The organism is Aquimarina sp. Aq78 (genome assembly GCF_900299525.1).
GTDB lineage: Bacteria > Bacteroidota > Bacteroidia > Flavobacteriales > Flavobacteriaceae > Aquimarina.
The window spans coordinates 39,511-59,494 of record NZ_OMKA01000024.1; the positions used below are offsets into that span (position 1 = coordinate 39,511).

Sequence of the window (19,984 nt, forward strand, 5' to 3'; positions counted from 1 at the left end):
ATTATGGCTACAGTAATTAATATGCCGCGATTGAGCGACACCATGGAAGAAGGAGTGGTTGCGAAGTGGCTTGTTAAAAAAGGAGATAAAATTAGTGAAGGAGATATCCTTGCTGAAATAGAAACAGATAAAGCGACAATGGAGTTTGAGTCTTTCTATGAAGGAACATTGCTTCATGTAGGGATTGAAGAAGGAGAGACAGCTCCAGTAGATCAATTGCTTGCTATTATCGGAGAAGAAAATGAAGATATTTCTGATTTATTAAACGGAAATACTACACCAAATACAGAACCGGTAAAAGAAGAAAAAGTAGAAGAACCTGCTCCCGCTTCTAATCAAGTGACTACAATTCCTGATGGCGTAGAGATTATTACTATGCCTCGTCTTAGTGATACAATGGAAGAAGGAACCGTAGCTACCTGGTTGAAAAAAGTAGGAGATACTGTTGAAGAAGGAGATATCCTTGCCGAAATAGAGACAGATAAAGCTACTATGGAGTTTGAGTCATTCTATAACGGGACTTTATTGCATATTGGTATAGAAGAAGGGCAAACTGCTCCGGTGGATGTTTTACTGGCGATAATTGGCCCTGCAGGAACGGATGTGTCCGGACTTAAAGATGGTGTTCCAGCAACAGCTACTGTAACAAAAGACACTGCGCCTGCAAAAGAAGAAAAAATAGAAACAACAGTTGCAAATTCAGGAGGAAATGGTTCATCAGGAGGACGAATATTTGCTTCTCCGTTGGCAAAGAAGATTGCAGCTGATAAAGGAATTGACCTTTCTTTAGTAAAAGGAACAGGTGAAAACGGACGTGTTGTTAAGAAAGATGTAGAATCATTTACACCTTCTTCAGCAGCTGATATTAGTACTTCGCAACCAGCTAAAGAAACAACTTCTGCTCCTGTAGCACAAACGTTTACTCCAGCAGGAGAAGAAAGTTTCGAAGAAGTGAAAAATTCACAAATGCGTAAAGCTATTGCTAAGAGTCTTTCGGCTTCTAAATTTAACGCACCACATTACTATCTTACTATCGAGGTAAACATGGAGAATGCAATGGCCTCACGTAAGAAGATTAATGAATTGCCAGATATCAAAGTATCTTTTAATGATATGGTGGTTAAGGCATGTGCAATGGCACTTCGTAAACACCCACAGGTTAATACACAGTGGACAGACGTAGCAACTAGATATGCTAAACATATTAGTGTTGGGGTCGCTGTAGCGGTACCAGATGGATTGGTAGTTCCTGTTTTGCCTTTTACAGATCATATGTCTCTTACTCAAATAGGATCGAAGGTTAAGGATTTGGCAGGTAGAGCCCGTAATAAAAAATTAACTCCGCAAGAAATGAACGGTAGTACATTTACGGTATCCAATCTTGGTATGTTTGGAATTCAGGAATTTACCTCTATTATTAACCAACCTAATTCATCTATACTTTCAGTTGGTGCTATTGTAGAAAAACCAGTTGTTAAAGATGGTCAAATTGTAGTTGGTAATACAATGAAAGTGACCTTAGCTTGTGACCACAGAACTGTAGATGGAGCAACAGGAGCTCAGTTTTTACAAACATTAAAACAGTATCTTGAAAATCCGGTTACTATGCTTGCGTAGATAACCACCATTATAATATTCATATTCAATCCTGCTTCTAATGAAGCGGGATTTTTTATCTTTATCCAAAACATATTTTTATGACAAAGAACATATTGATCATCCTGATTTCGGTTTTATTTATCAATTGCAAACAAGGAACAATTGCCCAGCCACAAGCTAAGACAACAGAAAATACTTCTGTAGAAAAGACTAAAGTTTCTGATGTTAAGAATATTGTGGATTTTTTAGCTAGTGATGAGTTAGAAGGAAGAGATACTGGAAGTGAAGGTCTAGAAAAAGCCGCAAAATTTATTGAAGAAGAGTTTAAAAAAAATAAAATAGCACCTTATTTTGAAACCTATAGAGACGCTTTTGATGCAAAAGGAACAGCAACATATAATGTTGTTGGATTTCTTAAAGGTACAGATGATGAACTATCAAAAGAATTTATCATATTAGGAGCACATTTTGATCATATAGGTAAAGGAAAAGAAGTTAATGGAGATGTAATTGCTAATGGCGCTAATGATAATGCAGCAGGAAGCAGTGCGGTAATTTCTCTGTCTAAACAATTTGCTCAATTAAAAAATAATAAACGTAGTATTCTTTTTGTGTTGTTTGGAGCAGAAGAAAGAGGGTTACTAGGATCGGCACATCTCGCAGAAGTATTAAAAGAAAAGAATATTAATGTGTATGCCATGGTTAATTTTGAAATGATAGGAGTGCCATTAAATGATAAACCCTATAAAGCCTATATTACTGGGTATGAAATATCTAATATGGCTCAAAAAATGAACGAATATGCAGGTTCGGAGCTGATAGGATATTTACCAAAAGCCAAAGAATTTCAACTGTTTAGAAGAAGTGATAATTATCCATTTTATGAACAATTTAAAGTTCCTTGCCAGACTATTTCTACTTTTGATTTTACAAATTATGACTATTACCATCATGTAGATGATGAAGCATCCGAAATGAATTTTGAATTTATGGCAGAACTCATTAACAGTTGTGTTCCTGTACTTACAAAGATGGCAAATACATCGGATAAAGAAATTAAGTTAAATTAATAAAAAGAGACTGTCTGAAAAGTCAAAAAAACATATGATTTTTTATAGGGCTTAATTTTACAGAAGAATGAAAAATATTATCATAACAGGTGCAAGTAGAGGGATAGGGTATGAAATGGCAAAGCTATTTGCCGATGAAGGTCATCAGGTTTTGGCATTATCAAGAAATGAAAAACCTATCGATGCCCTACAACATAAAAATATACATACATTTTCTTTTGATATCTGTAGTCCGAAGGATCTTAAAAAGATGAGTAGCTACATCTCTTCTTCTTGGAAACAAGTAGATGTCTTGATCAATAACGCTGGTAAATTATTAAATAAACCTTTTAGCGAAATTTCTACTCAGGATTTTGAAGAGGTATATAAAGTAAATGTTTTTGGAGTAGCCGAAATTACGCGTTTGACTTTACCATATATGAAATCAGGAAGCCATGTGGTTACTGTAAGTAGTATGGGAGGTATACAGGGAAGTATGAAGTTTCCAGGATTAGCAGCGTATAGTTCTAGTAAAGGCGCGGTAATTACCTTAAGCGAGTTATTGGCAGAAGAATATAAAGAAAGTGGTATTGCTTTTAATGTTCTTGCTCTTGGAGCTGTGCAAACCGAAATGCTGGAAGAAGCATTCCCGGGATATCAAGCGCCTTTAACAGCTGTAGAAATGGCAAAATATATAAAAGAATTTTCCTTAAACGGAAATAGATTCTATAATGGAAAAGCTCTTCAGGTGTCAAGTAGTACACCATAACCTAGTAAAGTCTCACAGGTTTTTAAAATCTGTGAGACCTATTTTATTATGTAACAACAATCATTTAGAAGTATATTTGAAACCACTTCTATAAAGTGTCAAAGGAATTTCATGTTCCTTTATTAATTGTTTTATTTCAATCCCGATTTCAAAAGTTTTAATATAAGCTACAACATCCGAACACTATAGTATTTACTGCTTAGAACAATAACTTGATTTTTTTTAATAAAAACACATAATGGTTATTCATTAAGTTGGTAATGGATAACCATTATACGCTTTGATGGATGTACACATTATGAGTAAGGTATTCTTTTTTAGAAAAGGGGATATTTCCCCCTTTTTGCTTAAAGGAAAAGGAATACATTTACATATACTATTAAGAGTTTTAAAGGCGCCAAAAATGATTAATAGTATCCTAACCAAAACTATAGGCGAACTCCGAAAAGCCTTAAATAGAGTAGGAATCTTAAAACCATAAAAAATGAAACTAATTATTAAATTCTGTGTAGTGTCAGTTATGATGCTTTTTGTCTTTACGAGTTGTGATAAAGATGAAATAAATATCGAAGAATCTGGTGTTGAATCAATCAAGAGTCTTCAAGATAAAGCCCCAGAACAAGGAATTGTGGAGATCGTTCACAATTATGATTATTATGGAGAGAAATTTAAAGTCCTTTATGTTTTAGATACCAAAGAATCCCAAGTGGTAAAAGTAGACGGAGATGTACAAATGGCAGAGCGTATTTTTGGAAAAAAAGACTCTCCTCAAGGATTGTTTTTTGAAGATCAAAAAGAAGGAGAAACAACCATTAATGTAAAAGTTTTTAACACTAATGATGAGGTGGATGAATATGTTTCTAAACTAGCAGGAGATTTTCCTAAGGAAAGATCAGAACAGCAAATAACTAAGGGAACTTGTGTCGATGGATCGATTAATGGTACCGGAAACTTTTATTTCTATTATCATATAAACTATGTTGCAGAAATGACAGGTATACGAAGAACTAATAAATACTATTATAAAGATTGGAATTTGGGAGGATATAATGACCATATGTCTTCTCTTATATTTACCAAACCATGGGGGAGAAGAGCATATGTGAGATTATACCAGCATAGTTGTTATAACGGTAGAACCTTGAATTTTTATTCTCCATATTTCCAAACTGTTGCCGGAGTAAACGATTTAAGAAATTACACCCTGTCGGGATGGTGGTTCTGGAAAAAATCATGGAATGATAAAACGTCATCATATAGAGTTTGGGCTTGGTAAACAGGTCCTTGACCTTATAAATATTGAATTAGAAAAACCATCGATTACAGCCTAATCGATGGTTTTGTTAATTTTTGACACTTTCTGTCGTTTCGAATTCTATTTTATGTGTTTTAAAAACTTCGTTATCAATAGTAATGATAGACGTTTTAATCAATGTTATAATAGTATCAGTCTGGTGTTCAAGAACAACTTGTGTTGCTACTTTTTGTACAGAATCTGAAACAGTTTCAAAAGGAGTGATAAAATTAATATGTTTGAGCTGGGCTCCTTTTTCTATAGAGAGCAATTCATTTTTATTTGTATCAATAGTAAAATCAGGATTGTCCTTGGCCAATGTCTTTTTGTCCAGATATTCCTGAAGTTTCTGGGAGATTATCAGGGTGTAGGCATCATGCTCAGAAAGCTCAGATTGCTCTTCTACTTTTTCAAAACTCTCTACAGTATCCATTTCCATTGATTTAGATGCATTATTGGCACAGCCAAATGAGAATAAAAGTACTATGATGTATATCAATCTTTTCATGATTTTATCCTGAATTTTAGTTTAACAATCTGTCCATTTAATCTTCGGGATTCTATAATTTCAATATCTTTTAAGCTTTGTGTTGGTGTAGTTAGTTTATTTATAAATTCATCTTTGGCATACATTTCAATACCTAATCGCTGCGGTAGTACCTGAAAAATAGTTGCATCATTAGCAATTATTCTAGACAACTCTTTTCGTCTGTTTTGCCAATCGTTAACTTTTCCGTTAGCATAATAATGAAGCATCAGTGCATAGTCATCTGTCTTAATATGTAAATCTTCACGGCGATCAGAAGAGGTCGTCCGATATATGGTATCAGTTTTATGATAAGGTGACTGGACTACAAAACGAATATAATCATCTTTTGTTTTCCAGGTAAAGCAGCCTATACTGTCACTTTTTGAGTAAAAAGGAGATTCTTCATCGTTTAGTATAATAATATCAATAGGAATCTTAGTAATAGGTAGATTTCTATCTTGATCGATAAAGCAAAAACTAAAAGTGTTTTCAGTAGGAATTAAGAAGTATATTGTCATAAATAGACCAAGACTTAATGGTACAATCCAAAACCATTTAGGGATATCTACTGCCTTTGTAGGGCTTGAAGAAATGGAGTGATTACTTTTAAAATCATTCCAGTTTCTATATTCGCAGTATTGTGAGAGTAGATTAAGGATATCAACACGAGGTAATTTTTCTGAAGAATTTTTAAAATAACTATAGAAAGATTTTTCGCTAATCGAAGCTTTTACTCGTTTTTGTAAATCTTCCTGAAATAATATGATATCCTGCCCTTTCCAATCAGAAATATCATAACTCGAAGCAGTATTTTCCTTTAAAAACTGTTGCGTAACTGCTTTTTTAAGGAGATCGAATAATATTTTTTCTTCAGGAGTTATAGCTTTAATATTTTGATAATGAATGATTTGTGCTTTGTAAAATGTTTTACAATTCCTTTACAAGTATTCTACAATAGATAGATGAGGTTTGGTTTTAAGTTTGTTTTCAGTTTAACAAGATAAAAAATATAAAAAATGAAAACGAACAAATTTAAAATAAGCAGAATAATAATTTTAGTAGGAGTGGCATTGTTAGGATATTCCTGCTCTAATAGAGAAAGTAAATATGCTTTAGACTCAGAGAGTATTATGCTCGAAGATACAGGAGAAACACCTGTGTTAGCAAGTATTGAATCTGAAGAAAAAACAGAAGAAGCAATACTACTAGATAGTGATAGATTGAAAATTAAAAAAAATAATGTTGATACTACTCTAAAGATTATTAAGAATGCTAATTGTCGAATTAAAGTGAAGGATGTTGAAGAAGCAACACTATTGGCTAGAAAAATTGCTTCAAAATACCAAGGATATATTTCTGACGAGCGATTCATAAACACAAATTATACTAAAGAAAATCGTTTTACGATCAGAATTCCTCAAGATCAATTTGATACCGTTTTGGATAGTGTGTGTGGGTTGGCAGAATTCGTGGATTATAAAAATATATCTACAGTAGATGTGACTGAAGAATATATTGATATTACATCACGATTAAAAACAAAGTTGGATGTAAAAGAGCGTTATGAAACCATTTTAAGAACAAGAGCCAAAACGGTAGAAGATATTTTAAAGACCGAAGAAAAGCTTAGTTTACTCCAGGAAGAAATCGAATCTGCTCAGGGAAGATTAAAATATTTAAGTAACAAAGTGTCTTATAGTACAGTTCAGGTCGATGTATATCAAACTATAATCCCAAAAAAAGAGCCTGCAGAATACCAACCTCGTTTTTTAGACAAAGCAAAACAAGGGTTGTCTTTTGGTTGGTCGATTATAGAAAACCTAACATTGTTATTATTTTATATCTGGCCATTACTAGTATTAGGAGGTGTAATCTTTGTGTATTTTGAATGGGTAAAAAAGTAAAAAAAATATTAAATTAAGCGTGCTATTCCCGTGCGCTTAATTTTGTATTTTGCGCAAGTAAAAGGAAGATTAATAATTTTGTGCATTTGAAAGAAATATTAAGGAAATATATTCCAGAACGATCTGTAGATAAGGCATTTGATCTCGTTATAAAATGTAATGTACATCTTAAAATCGTTAATGAGAGAGTTACTCGACATGGAGATTATCGCAAAATGCCGGATGGGAGACACCAGATTACCGTAAATGCATCTCTTAATAAATACCGTTTCCTTATTACATTGATTCATGAAGTAGCACATCTTGTTGCTTTTGAGAAGTATGGACGTTATATAAAACCGCATGGGATAGAATGGAAAAGAACCTTTCAGCAATTAATGTTACCCTATATTAATCCCGAAGTATTTCCAGCCAGATTATTACCTGTTATAGCGCACCATTTTAAAAACCCAAGAGCTAGTAGTGATACCGATGAAAAGTTATCATTGGCATTAAAACAATATGATCCTGCTAATGATAAAAATTATATCTTTGAGTTACCCCTCGGAAGTGTCTTCCGTTTATACAATGGAAAAGTCTTTAAGAAAGGTAATAAGAAAGTAAAACGCTATGAATGCGTAGAACTCAATACAGGCAGAATTTACCTTTTTAACCCAAACGCAGAAGTCGAACTATTAAATTGATTATGAACAAAAATTTTTATGCAATATTGATGGCGGGCGGAGTAGGGTCGAGGTTTTGGCCCGTGAGCACATCAGAATTCCCTAAACAGTTCCACGATATGTTAGGAACAGGAGAAACGTTGATCCAGCGTACATTTTCACGTCTGGCTAAGATCGTTTCCAAAGAAAATATATTTATTCTTACTAACGAACGATATAATGATCTGGTGTTAGAACAGTTACCAGAAGCAGAACAACGACAGGTAGTAACCGAGCCTGCAATGCGTAATACCGCACCATGTATCTTGTATGCGGCATTAAAGATCCAGAAAGATAACCCCGATGCAGTAATGGTAGTTGCTCCTAGTGATCATTGGATCGAGGATGAAAATGCATTTATAGCAAATTTAGAATATAGCTTTAAAGCATGTTTAGAAAATGATATTTTGATGACTTTAGGAATTCAACCCACATTTCCTAATACGGGATATGGTTATATTCAATATAATAAAGAAAGCGAAGACGCTAAGAAAAAAGTAGTTCAGTTTACAGAGAAACCAGATTATGATACTGCCAAAAAGTTTTTAAGTGAAGGAAACTATCTATGGAATGCCGGGATTTTTATTTGGAGTGTGCGAAGTATTATAACTGCTTTCACCAAATTTCAGCAAGAGATGACTGCTTTATTCGAAAAAGGGTCGGTCGTCTATAATACGATGCAGGAGAACGATTTTATACAAGAAAATTATCCGCTGGCAGAGAATATATCTATCGATTATGCTATTTTGGAGAAAGCAGATAATGTATATGTGCTTCCGGCAACTTTTGATTGGAATGACTTAGGAACCTGGGGATCGTTATATGATAAATTGGATAAAACAGAAGCTAATAATGCTGTAGTTAATGCCAGAGTATTACCAGAAGACGCATCTGGTAATATGATTAGAACGTCTGATGATAAAATAGTAGTAGTCGATGGACTACAGGATTATATTATTATAGATAAAGAAGAAGTGCTTTTAATCTATCCCAAAAAGAAAGAACAGGATATTAAAAAGGTGCTTAAAAAAGTAAAAGAAACATACGGAGAACAATACGGATAAAGTACAATGACAGAAAATACAAATCAACCCGTTCCTGATCAGGACGAGATGGCAGAAACAGTAAAGAGAGATGCCAAAGGTCTTTTTGCCAGCGCTAATACATTTGTTAGAGAACTATTAGATATAAGATCAGAAACAGATAAAGATCAAACGATAGAGGATGTTAAAAATGATATCCCTTTTAAAGGGCATAATGCCTGGATTCTTATTTTTTCGGTATTTGTAGCGTCTATTGGCCTTAATGTAAGTTCTACTGCAGTAGTAATAGGAGCGATGTTAATTTCTCCATTAATGGGGCCGATTGTTGGAGTTGGGTTATCCATTGCTATTAATGATATTGATACTTTAAGACGATCCCTGGTTAACCTGGGTGTAATGGTAGGTCTAAGTGTTCTTGCTGCCACTTTATATTTCTGGGCTTCTCCGTTAACAGAATTGACTCCCGAGTTAGAATCCAGGACGGCACCTACTATACTCGATGTATTAGTTGCAGTTTTTGGAGGTTTGGCATTGATTGTCGCCAAGTCGAAAAAAGGAACAATGCCTAATGCCATAGCAGGAGTAGCTATTGCTACTGCGTTAATGCCTCCTCTGTGTACGGTAGGATATGGTATTGCAGAATGGAAATTGGAGTATGCTTTGGGAGCACTGTATTTGTTTTCTATTAATGCCACATTTATTGCATTATCTACTTTTATTGTTTCCAAATTATTGCGTTTTCCTATGTTACGGTACGCTAACTCTGCTAAAAGGAAACGTATTGCACAGTTAGCCTCTTTATTGGCAATATTGGTAATGATACCTGCGAGTTATACATTTTATGTTACTCTTAATGAAAGTAATGCAGATCGGGATTATAAAGCGTTTAAAGCTAATGAAATTGATGCTAATGAAAATTTGTACCTCAGAAAGGATTTTTATGACTATAATAATGAGTCTATAAAATTATATTTTGATGGAGAAATTAATGAGGCAACAGTAAGTGATTTGCAAAATGAAATTAAAAAATATACTAGTATTAGTGATTTTGCACTAGCAATAAATGGTAATAAGTCGAGAGGTATTGATCAGATATCCAAAGCATATGACAGATCTATAGTGCAGTTAAATCGGGTAGAAAAAGAAAACGATAAGCTTCTGGATGAGATTGAAGATCTTAAGATTAAGATGGCAGGTCTGGAAACCCAGCTTAGAGAAGCGAATAAAGTGGTTCCAGTAGCTGTGATGCCATACGCCAGTATAGCAAAAGATGCAAAAATACGATTCCCTGATTTGGCAGAACTAGGATATGGTGAGGTGCAAAAATCAAACTTCTTAAAAGTAGATACCGTGCAAGTTATCTTCCCTAGATGGAAATTTCAGGTATCCGATAGCCTTAATACCATTAGGGTAAACAAACTACAAGAATGGATAACCAAAGAAATGAAAGCAGATACATTGTATGTAGAATAAATTAGTAGTGAGAATTTTTATACTCTTATAGTACTGTAATTCCTTGGTATTCATAATAATCAATTAAAATGTTTTTAAATTTTAATCTTCGTAAAGTGGGTTGAAATAATAAGCAATGTTAAAAATGTTTTACATTAAGTAAAAAATTATTACCTTTGTGTTGTATTTTGTTAACTTAATATGAAAACATATGACAACACAAGAAAAACGACCAATTGTATTTTTGATCATTGATATTATCACATTTCTAAGTTATTATATCATTCTATTAAATGTTTATAATAACAAAGTTTTATCTATGGGAGAATTACCTTTTTGGGGAGCTTCAATACTACTGTTTATTCCTATAATGATTATTTCACGAATTGTTTTGTATGTGCTATACAGCATAATGAATTCTGTTATGACCAAAAAGAGAGAGGAGAAATTTCTTACCGATGAGTTTGGTCAATTGATCAAACTTAGAGCCACTCGAAATTTCAACAACACATTTATGATCGGCTTTGTGATAACAATGGGACTTCTCGTTCTGGGAATATCAATTACGACTATGTTCAAACTTCTATTCCTTTCGATATTTGCTGCTTTTGTAGTCCAGAATCTATCTGAATTTTATTACGCAAAAAAAAGTATTTAAAATGAAAGACATCAAAATAACTAATACCATTAGAACATTGCGCTTTCTCGACAAGGAAATGACACAGCAGGAATTAGCAGAAAAAGTAGGGGTTACAAGGCATACAATAATGGCAATCGAAAAAGGAAAATATTCCCCTACACTAGAGCTAGCTTTCAAGATAGCCGAAGTTTTTAATAAATCTCTAGAAGAGGTATTCACCTATGAAAAATAAATGAAATGAAAAACATCGAAAACATCAAACCGACGAAAAATGCATTAATGGCAGGGCTTTTTTATTTAGCACTTATTATAATAGGTATGTATGGTTTTGTTTATGCTCTGCCTCAAATAGAAATAAAAGGGGATATTGCAAAAACCGTAGAAAACATTAAAAACAATTCATTTATATTTAGAGTAGGGATATTTAGCATTCTTGTTATGAATGTTATTAGTATCCTGCTTGTAATTTACCTCTATAGACTATTATCATCCATTAATAAAACAATGGGATTATCTATGCTAATCTTAATGTTATTTGGAGCAGCCATTTCTTTGGTTAACGAGGTTAATCATTTTGCCATGATAGTAATTAATGGCATGAGTGATCTCTCTGCAACAGAAAGCCAAAATCTAACGGATTTCTTTTCAACTATTCACAATCATGGTGCACATATTGCTGTAATTTTTTGGGGACTTTGGCTTTTTCCACTTGGTATTTTGATCTTTAAATTAGATACTCGAATCTCTGAATTTATCGGAGTGATGTTAGTGATTGCAGGTATTGGTTATATCCTAGATTCAATATTCTTGTTTCTCTATCCAAACCTACAAATACCTACTCTTTCTGACTATACTTTTTTAGGTGAATTTTTATTGACAATATGGCTTTTAATTAAAAGTAGAACCATAGAAAGGTTAGCTCTGAGTAAAATATAAATAAACAGCTAAATATTAGGCAACATTGTTTTTATTCTCGATGTTTGGTAATGGTACACAAGTGTTATTATTTTGTGTGATTTCAAAAAGATATACTCCGATGTTTAAAAAAATAGATACAAAGCTTAGTGCCATTCTTATTTTGATTATGGTAATCACGATTTCATATGGACAAGAAGGAAAAGATGGTAAGGTTGTGAAAGATCAGAATTATACTACTTGTACTAATTTTAAATGCCTTGAAAAAAATAAAAATAAACGAATAATTGTTAAAGGAATACTTAGAACATATACTCCTAATAAAACAGGAAAAGGGGCTGGCCATATGTTCTGGGATTGGGAAATACTGCTAGATGATGAAATAGCAATACCCGTAATGAGCAAAGATCAAAGATTAGATCTATCTACGTACAATAAAAAAAACATATTGATTGATGGTAATGTGTTTTACGGTATAATAATAGGGAGTCCAGATGGACAAAATGCTACTGGATATAGAATAGATATTAATACAATACAAAAACAAACTACATACAACAAAGAATAAATAGTATGTAAACTAATATATTGAAACCAGAGTACCTGATTTATACAATTTCAAATCTTGAATTCGTAAGTAAAGTTAAATCCATCAAGAGGCAAGTAGGATAGTAGTTTGTTTTTCTGAAGAACAAAAAACATATCAGAATCTTTATAAGGTGAATTGCTGATACCATTATTTCACTGAAAACAGGGAGATGAAAAAATGAAGTCTTCTCTATATTTAACAAATTGAACAGAATTAGATATAAGTAACCTTATGAATTAATTTGTAGGTAATACTTTTAAAGCGACGATAAAGGATCAAATGGTTATTTTGAAAGGCATTAACTTAATTTTATAATATACTTTTATAGCTGTTTTATACCTTACACTGATAATAGTTTTTGTTTAATTAGTCATGACAGATTTTAGAAATATAGAGTATTTAAAATTTGGAAATATTCGACAAAGAAAAGCATACGATGTCTTATTGAAGTTAGATGTTATGCAGGTATTGAGAGTATATACCCCAATTCTTACAGGAACTATACCTATTGATATTGATGTGCCGCAAAGTGATCTGGATATCATTTGTGAATGTGAAGATCATACAAGATTTTCAAAGTTAATTATCAAGTCATTTGAAAAAGAAAACGGTTTTGTGATATCGACTCGAATATTTGATGAAATAAAAAGAACGATTTGTCAATTTCGATCCAGTGGTTTTGATATAGAAATTTTTGGGCAAAATATTCCTGTCGAAAAACAAGATGCATATAGGCATATGATCGTAGAATATAAGATTTTGAAGGAAAAAGGAGTTGAATTTCGATCTAAAATAAAAGAATTAAAATCTAACGGAATAAAAACCGAACAGGCGTTTGCTCAACTTTTAGGTTTGAAAGGAGATCCATATAAAGAGCTATTAAATATAGGATACTAAAAAAGTAAGAAACTGTATGGATATACAAACAAATTGGAACGCAATACGACAACATTTTAATAAAAGTTTTAAATCTAACTTTTACGTGTCAATTGCGTCTGTTGACACAAATAATAACCCAACCATAACACCAATAGGATCATTATTTCTGAATGACAATCAAACAGGTTTTTATTTTGAAAAATTCCCTTCAAAATTGCCAGAACATGCCAAAGCAAATAAAAATATATGTGTCCTAGGAGTAAATAGTAGTCGTTTTTTTTGGATCAAATCATTGTTTAAAGGAAAATTCCCTAATTATCCAGCGGTTAAACTCTATGGAGAGCTAGGAGAAAGGAGAAAAGCAACTGCTAAAGAAACAGGACGATTAGACAGAAGGATGAAAGCTACAAAAGGACTAAAAGGTAATGCTTACCTATGGGGAAAAATGGAGTTTGTAAGGGAAATACATTTTACGAAAGCCGAAAAAATAAATCTTGGTAAAATGACTAGCAAATTATAAAAGGTAGAATACATTAATATGTCATGAAAAGCATACAGATTTTTTGAGCACAAATGATAATTTCTACATTTTAAAAAAATAAGATATATGAAAATAAAAGTCGTTGATGGTGTATTTATAAGATGTAATATTGTAGATAGGACTAAACAATCGATTTGGTTTTTACATGGATTTGCTGATTCTGGTTTAGCGTATAAAGAGGTTTTTAACTCTGATCTAGTATCCAAATTTAATCTTTATGTTGTAGATCTTCCTGGGTTTGGAGTTAGCCCTGTGAATTCTGATTATATATCGATTAAAGAGCAAGCAGATTTGCTTTCCAAAGTAATAGAAAAAGAAACAGAGAACAATATAAAAGTAAATATTGTAGCACATTCGATAGGGGCGCTAATAGGTACCTGGGGCTGTCAACAATTAGCAAGTAAGATTAATTATTATATCAATATAGAGGGGAATCTAACAGAAGCAGATAGCTATTTTTCAAGCAAACCTTTGCAGTATACTACAGCAGAAGAATTTATACAATCCTTTGAAAAGGAAGTTTTTGAAAATGCAATAAAAGAAGAACGATATAAAAGATATTATAGTAGTCTTAGGTTTGCTGAGCCTCAGGGAATGCGTAACTGGGCGATTACGAGTCAGGAATATATTAAGGACAATCAATGTGGGTTTGAGTTCAAGAAATTGACTTGTAATAAGGTATATATTTGGGGCGATTTGGATACTCCAAAAGAAACTCAGAAATTTATAAACGAGCAATATATTCCAAATAAACTCTATAAAGGTGTAGGACATTGGCACATGATAGAAAATTCAAAAAATTTCTATGCCTATATAAGCGCAATTATAGAATAGTATATAATTAATCCCATCTACCGAGGATACTATGAATCAAAAATGATGTCAGAAAAAGAAATCGAGAAATATCATTTCCTAAAAGATGAACCCAAAAAGCGACAGTTTGATATTTATGATTTAGCCGAATATCAAAAAGCGAATTCTCAGCATTCTTCAAAACCACATACACATAGTTTTTATCAAATTATTTGGTTCAAAAGCAATAAAGGAAAACATTTTATAGACTTTGAAGAATATGATATAAAAAAAAACAGGATTTTTTTTATTGCTAAAAATCAGGTTCATTTTTTTGAAAAACGTCAGGATTATAATGGTTTACTACTTCATTTTAATGAATCGTTTATATTAAATAATGAAACCGACATCAATTTTTTTCTTACCTACTCCATATTCAATAACCATCAGAAACCCTTTTATCAGGTTTCTAATGAGCAGGAATACGAGATTTTAAGATATTTTGAACAAATAGAAAATGAAACGAATAATAGCGGTGAGTTTGGTAACAAAATGATTCTTTCTAATGTACTAAAAGCTTTTTTGTTGCGTATAGAACGTGAGAAGCGAAAAAATGGTAAAACACTCAAAACCGATTTGAATCGCAATTTTACATATCTTAAGTTTAGAGACCTTTTAGAGCATAATTTTAATCAAAATTGGTCTGTATCGAATTATGCAGATCAACTTTCTATTTCAACAAAAACACTTAATTCGATTATTAAGTCCGAAATGGAGAAAACAGTTTCGCAGGTGATTACCGATAGAGTACTTCTGGAAGCTAAAAGAAAACTGATACACACCAATGCACGAATAAATCAAATAGGATATGATTTAGGATTTCAAGATCCATATTATTTTATTAAGTATTTTAAAAAACATATTAAGATTTCTCCTTCAGAGTTTAGAAAAACAATTTCCTGAATTTACTAATTATAGTAGGTTTTGTCCATTTTATTGGGTTTCGTTGTAGGTTACTTTTGTCCGGTAACAAAATTATTAATGTATGAAATCAAAATTCAAATTTTCGATCAGACTATTGCCAGTATTCGCTACAATAGTGTTATTAACTTTAACATCAATGACAATGGACAAAAAAGTAGAAACAAATGCTTATTTACAAATTACCTTGAAAATCAAGTCGGAAAACCGAGAACTCGCTGCCGGAGTGTATCTTAAATATAAGGAACCATTTTTAAAACAAATTAAAGGAGCGGTATCAAAAGAACTTATCTTAAGAACCGAAGATGTACAAGTGATTCATGGTTTTGAATCAGAAACAGATGCAAAAGCTTATCTGTCATCGAGTCTATTTGAAAAAGATGTGGTTAGAGAATTGAAACCATATTTAGAAAGCAACCCAGATGTTAGAGTTTATTCTGTTTTTAGAAATTAGAACCTATTCTCTTTAAAAAAGAGACACCTACTGAGACTATTTTTATGTTAAATGGAAGACAATTTGAGTTTGGGATCAAATTGTCTTCTGTTTTTTTATAACTAAATACTTATATAATTTATACTGCGCTGTTAATATCGGGATCTGTAAACATATATTTTATTTTTGTTGTTTGATCGCTACACTTTATGTAGCTTTGCTATCAAATATGTAGCAAAAATTTATTATGGCAACACCAAAACCAGGAAAACCAGTTAGAGGATCAAAAACCGGACAACCTATTATGGCTCTTTTTGATCTATTAGGAAGAAGTTGGACTATGGGAGTAATATGGCATTTATATAAAGGTCCAAGTACGTTTAGAAAGTTACAAGAGTATTGCGAATCAATTTCTCCCACTACGTTGAATAAGAGATTAAAGGAGCTTACAGAATCTCATCTTATAGAACGTTCTATTGATGGATACATGTTAACTCAACAAGGAAGAGAGTTATTCGAATTATTATCTCCTCTGGGCAAATGGGCAAAAACCTGGGCAAATAACTATACCTCAAAATGAAAAAACAATACTATAGTAATCCCTTTTTTGATAGAGACGTTGAAAACAGAAGAGTTTCTTCAGCCATTTCTGCAAATGATGTTTTAATTATTTCGTTTCAGCACAAATTTTACTTCTTTCAAGAAAAAAAAAGAAAAAAGTTGGCGTTATTTCCATTAGAACTCTTTAATCAGATTTCGCTTAACAGCTCTTTTTTGGGAGTACAGAAAGACAAAAAAATATGGACAGCCGAGCTAACAGAAGCAAATGTAAAAAGCGTTTCAGAAATTTTAAAAGGAGGTCGGTTTTATGATATTAGAGATTTGGGTAATCAATTAGAAAATGAAGAAGCAGCTCTTCTGGGTTATGCTTTAGGGATTAATAAGTGGCATCAGATCACCAGGTTTTGTGGTGCTTGTGGAGCAGATACTAAAAGTTGGGAAAACGGGCATAGCAAAAAATGTAAAAATCCGAAATGCGCTACTATTTTCTATCCACAAATCTCACCAGCTATCATTGTACTTATTGAATATAAACCGAAAGAAGGGCAACCATTATGTTTATTGAGTAAAAGAAAAATTGATAATGGATATATGTGTTCCACATTTGCAGGATTTGTAGAGATTGGTGAAACCCTTGAAGATGCTGTGGTAAGAGAAATGAAAGAAGAAGTAAATGTGGATGTAACCAATTTACGCTATGTTGATTCGCAACCATGGTCATTTTCATCTTCTTTGATGATGGGGTTTGTCGCCGAGGTAGAACATACGGCATTTCAGGTAGATGGTGAAGAAATTAAAGATGCAGCTTGGTTTTCGCCAGAACAACTATATGAGAGTGTTTCAAAAGAAGAACTAACACTTTCAAGACCAGATTCTATTGCCAGATTTTTAATAGAAAGCTGGGCAAATAACAATATAAATAAAATGATATGAGGAAAATCGATAAGCCTATTTCAGGAGAGTTTCCTGCTTACTCTAGCATATACATAGATTTGTTGCAGGATGACGGAAAGATTTTAAATCATTTGTGGGATAACTTCATTACAATCAAAAATTTTATATACAACTTGCCAGAAGAAAAACTGTACCACAGGTATGCTAAGAATAAGTGGACTATTAAAGAAATCCTGGTGCATATTATTGATGATGAACGTATTTTTTCGTATCGGGCATTACGATATGCAAGAAATGATAAAACGCCTTTACCTGGATTCGAAGAAAAGGACTATGCAGTTTATTCTAAAGCCAATGATCGAAGTTTGGAAAGTATATTTGATGAATATGAGATGGTTAGAAAATCGACCATAGCCCTTTTTAAATATTTACCTGATGATTGTTTTATGAGGAGTGGTATATCTGTCGGAAATATTAATAAAAGAACCGTTAGAGGATTAGCATATCATATAGCGGGACATGAACTAAGGCATTTTAATATCATAAAAGAACGGTATTTGGATATAAAACCAGAATAGTTTAGATGTCAAAATTGTAACTAAGAACTAAAAAAAATACACGATGTTTATTATCAATTTTAATTTTGTTAAACCAATAGAAGAAGTTAATCGTTTTACTGAAGCTCACCGTAGTTATATTTCAGAACAATACAACACAGGGAAATTTATAATAGGAGGGCCCAAATCACCTAGAACAGGGGGAATTGTAATCGCAAATTGCGACTCTGAAGAAGAAGTTTATGAAATCTTAGATAAAGATCCGCTAATACAAAAAGAAGTAGCAGAATATAGTATAATAGAGTTCACTCCTGTAATGAGTACAACAGGTTTAGATCATTATCATAAATAAGAACATAACGATGAGATTTGTGTGGTATATCGTTATAATAACTTAGAAAGTGCAATAACTCCTTTTTTTAAATGCTCTTCAGATAATGATGCATACCCTAAACGGAAACCATGTATAGGGTTGATAAAACTAAATTTATTAGGTGTAATAATATCTATACCTTGCATGTTTAGTTTTTTGGAAATCTGAAAAACATCTACCTCTTTTTTAGGCACCAACCAAAAAGCAAGCCCTCCATCTGGTTTACTAAAAGATACTTTTTCTTTTAGATATGTATGAAGTAAGGTTTCGAAATAGTCTCTTTTGGCTTTGTATATTGTCGAGGTTTTTTTTAGATGACGTTTTACTTCTCCGTCTTTTATTAGTTGTAAAATAGCTTGCTCCATGATATTATCACCTTGTACATCAATAATTTTACGAAGATCTCCTGCCTTTTTTATAAAACTTTGGCTTCCCACCAAATAACCAATACGCAGAGCAGGTGCAATGATCTTACTTAATGTTCCTATGTAAATAAAATGTTGAACGTTATCAAAACTAGAAATCGGTAAAACAGGCCTGTATCCAAAATGGAATTCATTATCATAATCATCCTCAATGATGGTAAACCCATATTGATTAGATAATGAGATTAACTCTAAACGTCTTTGCAGGCTCATTGTTACAGTTGTAGGAAATTGATGATGAGGAGTTGTGTATATTGCTTTTATCTTTTTATGCTTTTTTAAATAATACTTTACATCATCGACACTTAGCCCTTGATCATCTATCGAAACAGGAAGAAGATTGGCTCCAATACTTTCAAAAGCTCGCCATGCTGGTTTATAACCTGGGTTTTCTATTAGTACAAAATCATCTTTTTCTAATAAACAATGACTTGCTAAATACATTGCCATTTGGCTACCTCTTGTGATGCAAATTTCATGAATTGAAATATTCATCCCACGCTTAAAATTTAGCATTTGTACCATTGCATTTCTAAACTCAGAATCCCCTAGTTCACTACTGTACCCCATCATTTGCCAACGAGCTTTGCGATTAAAAATTTGCCTGTATGCTCTTGCTAATGCTATGGTAGGAGCAAGTCTACTATCCGGAAACCCATCATCAAAAACAATTAATGATTTTGATGAATGCTCATCATCAATAGTATTTTGCCTATATACGCTTTTATGTTGGTTCTGTTTAGGAAAAACATTAGCCACAAATGTTCCTTTTCTTTCTTTAGAAACAAGCCACCCTTCTGCGATTAAGACATTTAAACCTTCAACAACCGTATTTCTGTTTACTTTTATTAATTCTGCTAATTGTCTGCTTCCTGGCAAGGCCTGGTTTTTATGTAATTGCTCATTTTTAATTGCATTAATAATAGCATCTGCAATTTGTAGATATATAGCTTTCTTACTAGTAAGATCGATTTTAATTTGAAGTTCCCAAGGTCTAAGCATCTGGACTATCTATTTATGTGTTTTCTGCACCATAAAGATAGTCCAAATATGAAATACTTTTA

24 protein-coding genes are annotated in these 19,984 nt (G+C 32.6%); 21 read left to right on the plus strand and 3 right to left on the minus strand.

All coding sequences use genetic code 11. The features are described 5' to 3' along the window. The first annotated feature begins 3 nt into the window (after positions 1-3). The 4 genes from DG435_RS14680 to DG435_RS14700 all read left to right on the plus strand — a co-directional run bounded on the left by DG435_RS14680 (position 4) and on the right by DG435_RS14700 (position 4,693). Positions 4-1,617 carry a pyruvate dehydrogenase complex dihydrolipoamide acetyltransferase gene (locus tag DG435_RS14680; RefSeq protein ID WP_106792498.1) on the plus strand — a complete coding sequence of 538 codons (1,614 nt, stop codon included), beginning with the start codon at positions 4-6 and terminating at the stop codon, positions 1,615-1,617. A gap of 80 nt (positions 1,618-1,697) precedes the next feature. Further along, positions 1,698-2,669, plus strand: a complete 972-nt coding sequence (locus tag DG435_RS14685) for a M20/M25/M40 family metallo-hydrolase (protein ID WP_106792499.1) — start codon at positions 1,698-1,700, stop codon at positions 2,667-2,669. A gap of 67 nt (positions 2,670-2,736) precedes the next feature. Next, positions 2,737-3,417: an SDR family oxidoreductase gene (locus DG435_RS14690; protein WP_106792500.1), complete on the plus strand. Its 681-nt coding sequence runs from the start codon at positions 2,737-2,739 to the stop codon at positions 3,415-3,417. Positions 3,418-3,901: 484 nt separating this feature from the next. After that, the gene (locus tag DG435_RS14700; protein ID WP_159025560.1) at positions 3,902-4,693 is read left to right on the plus strand and encodes a hypothetical protein; all 792 of its coding nucleotides are present in this window, start codon (positions 3,902-3,904) and stop codon (positions 4,691-4,693) included. 67 nt (positions 4,694-4,760) lie between these two features. Here DG435_RS14700 and DG435_RS14705 read toward each other — a convergent pair whose 3' ends face one another. Continuing rightward, positions 4,761-5,219: a hypothetical protein gene (locus DG435_RS14705; protein ID WP_159025561.1), complete on the minus strand. Its 459-nt coding sequence runs from the start codon at positions 5,217-5,219 to the stop codon at positions 4,761-4,763. After that, entirely contained in the window at positions 5,216-5,758 is a 543-nt protein-coding gene (locus DG435_RS14710; protein ID WP_106792504.1) for a hypothetical protein, read from the minus strand. The genes DG435_RS14705 and DG435_RS14710 overlap by 4 nt, the downstream gene beginning before the upstream one ends. 498 nt (positions 5,759-6,256) lie before the next feature. Between DG435_RS14710 and DG435_RS14715 the strand changes: the two genes are divergently transcribed. The 17 genes from DG435_RS14715 to DG435_RS14795 all read left to right on the plus strand — a co-directional run bounded on the left by DG435_RS14715 (position 6,257) and on the right by DG435_RS14795 (position 18,474). Next, positions 6,257-7,144, plus strand: coding sequence for a DUF4349 domain-containing protein (locus DG435_RS14715; RefSeq protein ID WP_106792505.1), 888 nt, complete (start codon positions 6,257-6,259; stop codon positions 7,142-7,144). Positions 7,145-7,230: 86 nt separating this feature from the next. Continuing rightward, positions 7,231-7,827, plus strand: a complete 597-nt coding sequence (locus tag DG435_RS14720; RefSeq protein WP_106792544.1) for a SprT-like domain-containing protein — start codon at positions 7,231-7,233, stop codon at positions 7,825-7,827. A gap of 2 nt (positions 7,828-7,829) precedes the next feature. Further along, the gene (locus DG435_RS14725) at positions 7,830-8,909 is read left to right on the plus strand and encodes a mannose-1-phosphate guanylyltransferase (protein WP_106792506.1); all 1,080 of its coding nucleotides are present in this window, start codon (positions 7,830-7,832) and stop codon (positions 8,907-8,909) included. A gap of 6 nt (positions 8,910-8,915) precedes the next feature. Continuing rightward, positions 8,916-10,361 carry a DUF389 domain-containing protein gene (locus DG435_RS14730; RefSeq protein WP_234387087.1) on the plus strand — a complete coding sequence of 482 codons (1,446 nt, stop codon included), beginning with the start codon at positions 8,916-8,918 and terminating at the stop codon, positions 10,359-10,361. A 190-nt stretch (positions 10,362-10,551) separates the two neighbouring features. Further along, positions 10,552-10,998, plus strand: coding sequence for a hypothetical protein (locus tag DG435_RS14735; RefSeq protein WP_106792507.1), 447 nt, complete (start codon positions 10,552-10,554; stop codon positions 10,996-10,998). 1 nt (position 10,999) lies between these two features. Further along, a complete protein-coding gene (locus DG435_RS14740) occupies positions 11,000-11,212 on the plus strand; it encodes a helix-turn-helix transcriptional regulator (RefSeq protein ID WP_024772044.1) in 213 nt (70 codons plus the stop codon). Positions 11,213-11,217: 5 nt separating this feature from the next. Then, complete coding sequence (locus tag DG435_RS14745; RefSeq protein WP_106792508.1) at positions 11,218-11,916, plus strand: DUF4386 domain-containing protein; 699 nt, start codon at positions 11,218-11,220, stop codon at positions 11,914-11,916. Positions 11,917-12,016: 100 nt separating this feature from the next. Then, positions 12,017-12,463: a hypothetical protein gene (locus DG435_RS14750; protein WP_159025562.1), complete on the plus strand. Its 447-nt coding sequence runs from the start codon at positions 12,017-12,019 to the stop codon at positions 12,461-12,463. Positions 12,464-12,856: 393 nt separating this feature from the next. Further along, the gene (locus DG435_RS14755; RefSeq protein ID WP_106792510.1) at positions 12,857-13,381 is read left to right on the plus strand and encodes a DUF4269 domain-containing protein; all 525 of its coding nucleotides are present in this window, start codon (positions 12,857-12,859) and stop codon (positions 13,379-13,381) included. Positions 13,382-13,397: 16 nt separating this feature from the next. Next, complete coding sequence (locus DG435_RS14760; protein WP_106792511.1) at positions 13,398-13,883, plus strand: pyridoxamine 5'-phosphate oxidase; 486 nt, start codon at positions 13,398-13,400, stop codon at positions 13,881-13,883. Positions 13,884-13,970: 87 nt separating this feature from the next. Beyond that, complete coding sequence (locus tag DG435_RS14765; RefSeq protein ID WP_106792512.1) at positions 13,971-14,738, plus strand: alpha/beta fold hydrolase; 768 nt, start codon at positions 13,971-13,973, stop codon at positions 14,736-14,738. 45 nt (positions 14,739-14,783) lie between these two features. Beyond that, positions 14,784-15,659 (plus strand): AraC family transcriptional regulator, encoded by an 876-nt coding sequence (locus tag DG435_RS14770; protein WP_159025563.1) that lies wholly within the window; start codon positions 14,784-14,786, stop codon positions 15,657-15,659. 82 nt (positions 15,660-15,741) lie between these two features. Continuing rightward, on the plus strand, positions 15,742-16,131 hold the full coding sequence (locus DG435_RS14775; protein WP_234387088.1) for a hypothetical protein: 390 nt from the start codon (positions 15,742-15,744) through the stop codon (positions 16,129-16,131). Between the two features lie 226 nt (positions 16,132-16,357). Next, positions 16,358-16,690 (plus strand): helix-turn-helix domain-containing protein, encoded by a 333-nt coding sequence (locus tag DG435_RS14780; protein WP_106792515.1) that lies wholly within the window; start codon positions 16,358-16,360, stop codon positions 16,688-16,690. Further along, positions 16,687-17,604, plus strand: coding sequence for an NAD(+) diphosphatase (nudC, locus tag DG435_RS14785; protein WP_106792516.1), 918 nt, complete (start codon positions 16,687-16,689; stop codon positions 17,602-17,604). Before DG435_RS14780 ends, nudC begins: the two co-directional genes overlap by 4 nt. Then, entirely contained in the window at positions 17,601-18,143 is a 543-nt protein-coding gene (locus DG435_RS14790) for a DinB family protein (RefSeq protein WP_106792517.1), read from the plus strand. Before nudC ends, DG435_RS14790 begins: the two co-directional genes overlap by 4 nt. A gap of 43 nt (positions 18,144-18,186) precedes the next feature. Continuing rightward, positions 18,187-18,474, plus strand: coding sequence for a YciI family protein (locus DG435_RS14795; protein WP_106792518.1), 288 nt, complete (start codon positions 18,187-18,189; stop codon positions 18,472-18,474). A gap of 32 nt (positions 18,475-18,506) precedes the next feature. Here the strand turns inward: DG435_RS14795 and DG435_RS14800 are convergent, their stop codons facing one another. Beyond that, complete coding sequence (locus DG435_RS14800; RefSeq protein WP_106792519.1) at positions 18,507-19,922, minus strand: PLP-dependent aminotransferase family protein; 1,416 nt, start codon at positions 19,920-19,922, stop codon at positions 18,507-18,509. Positions 19,923-19,984 lie beyond the last annotated feature (62 nt).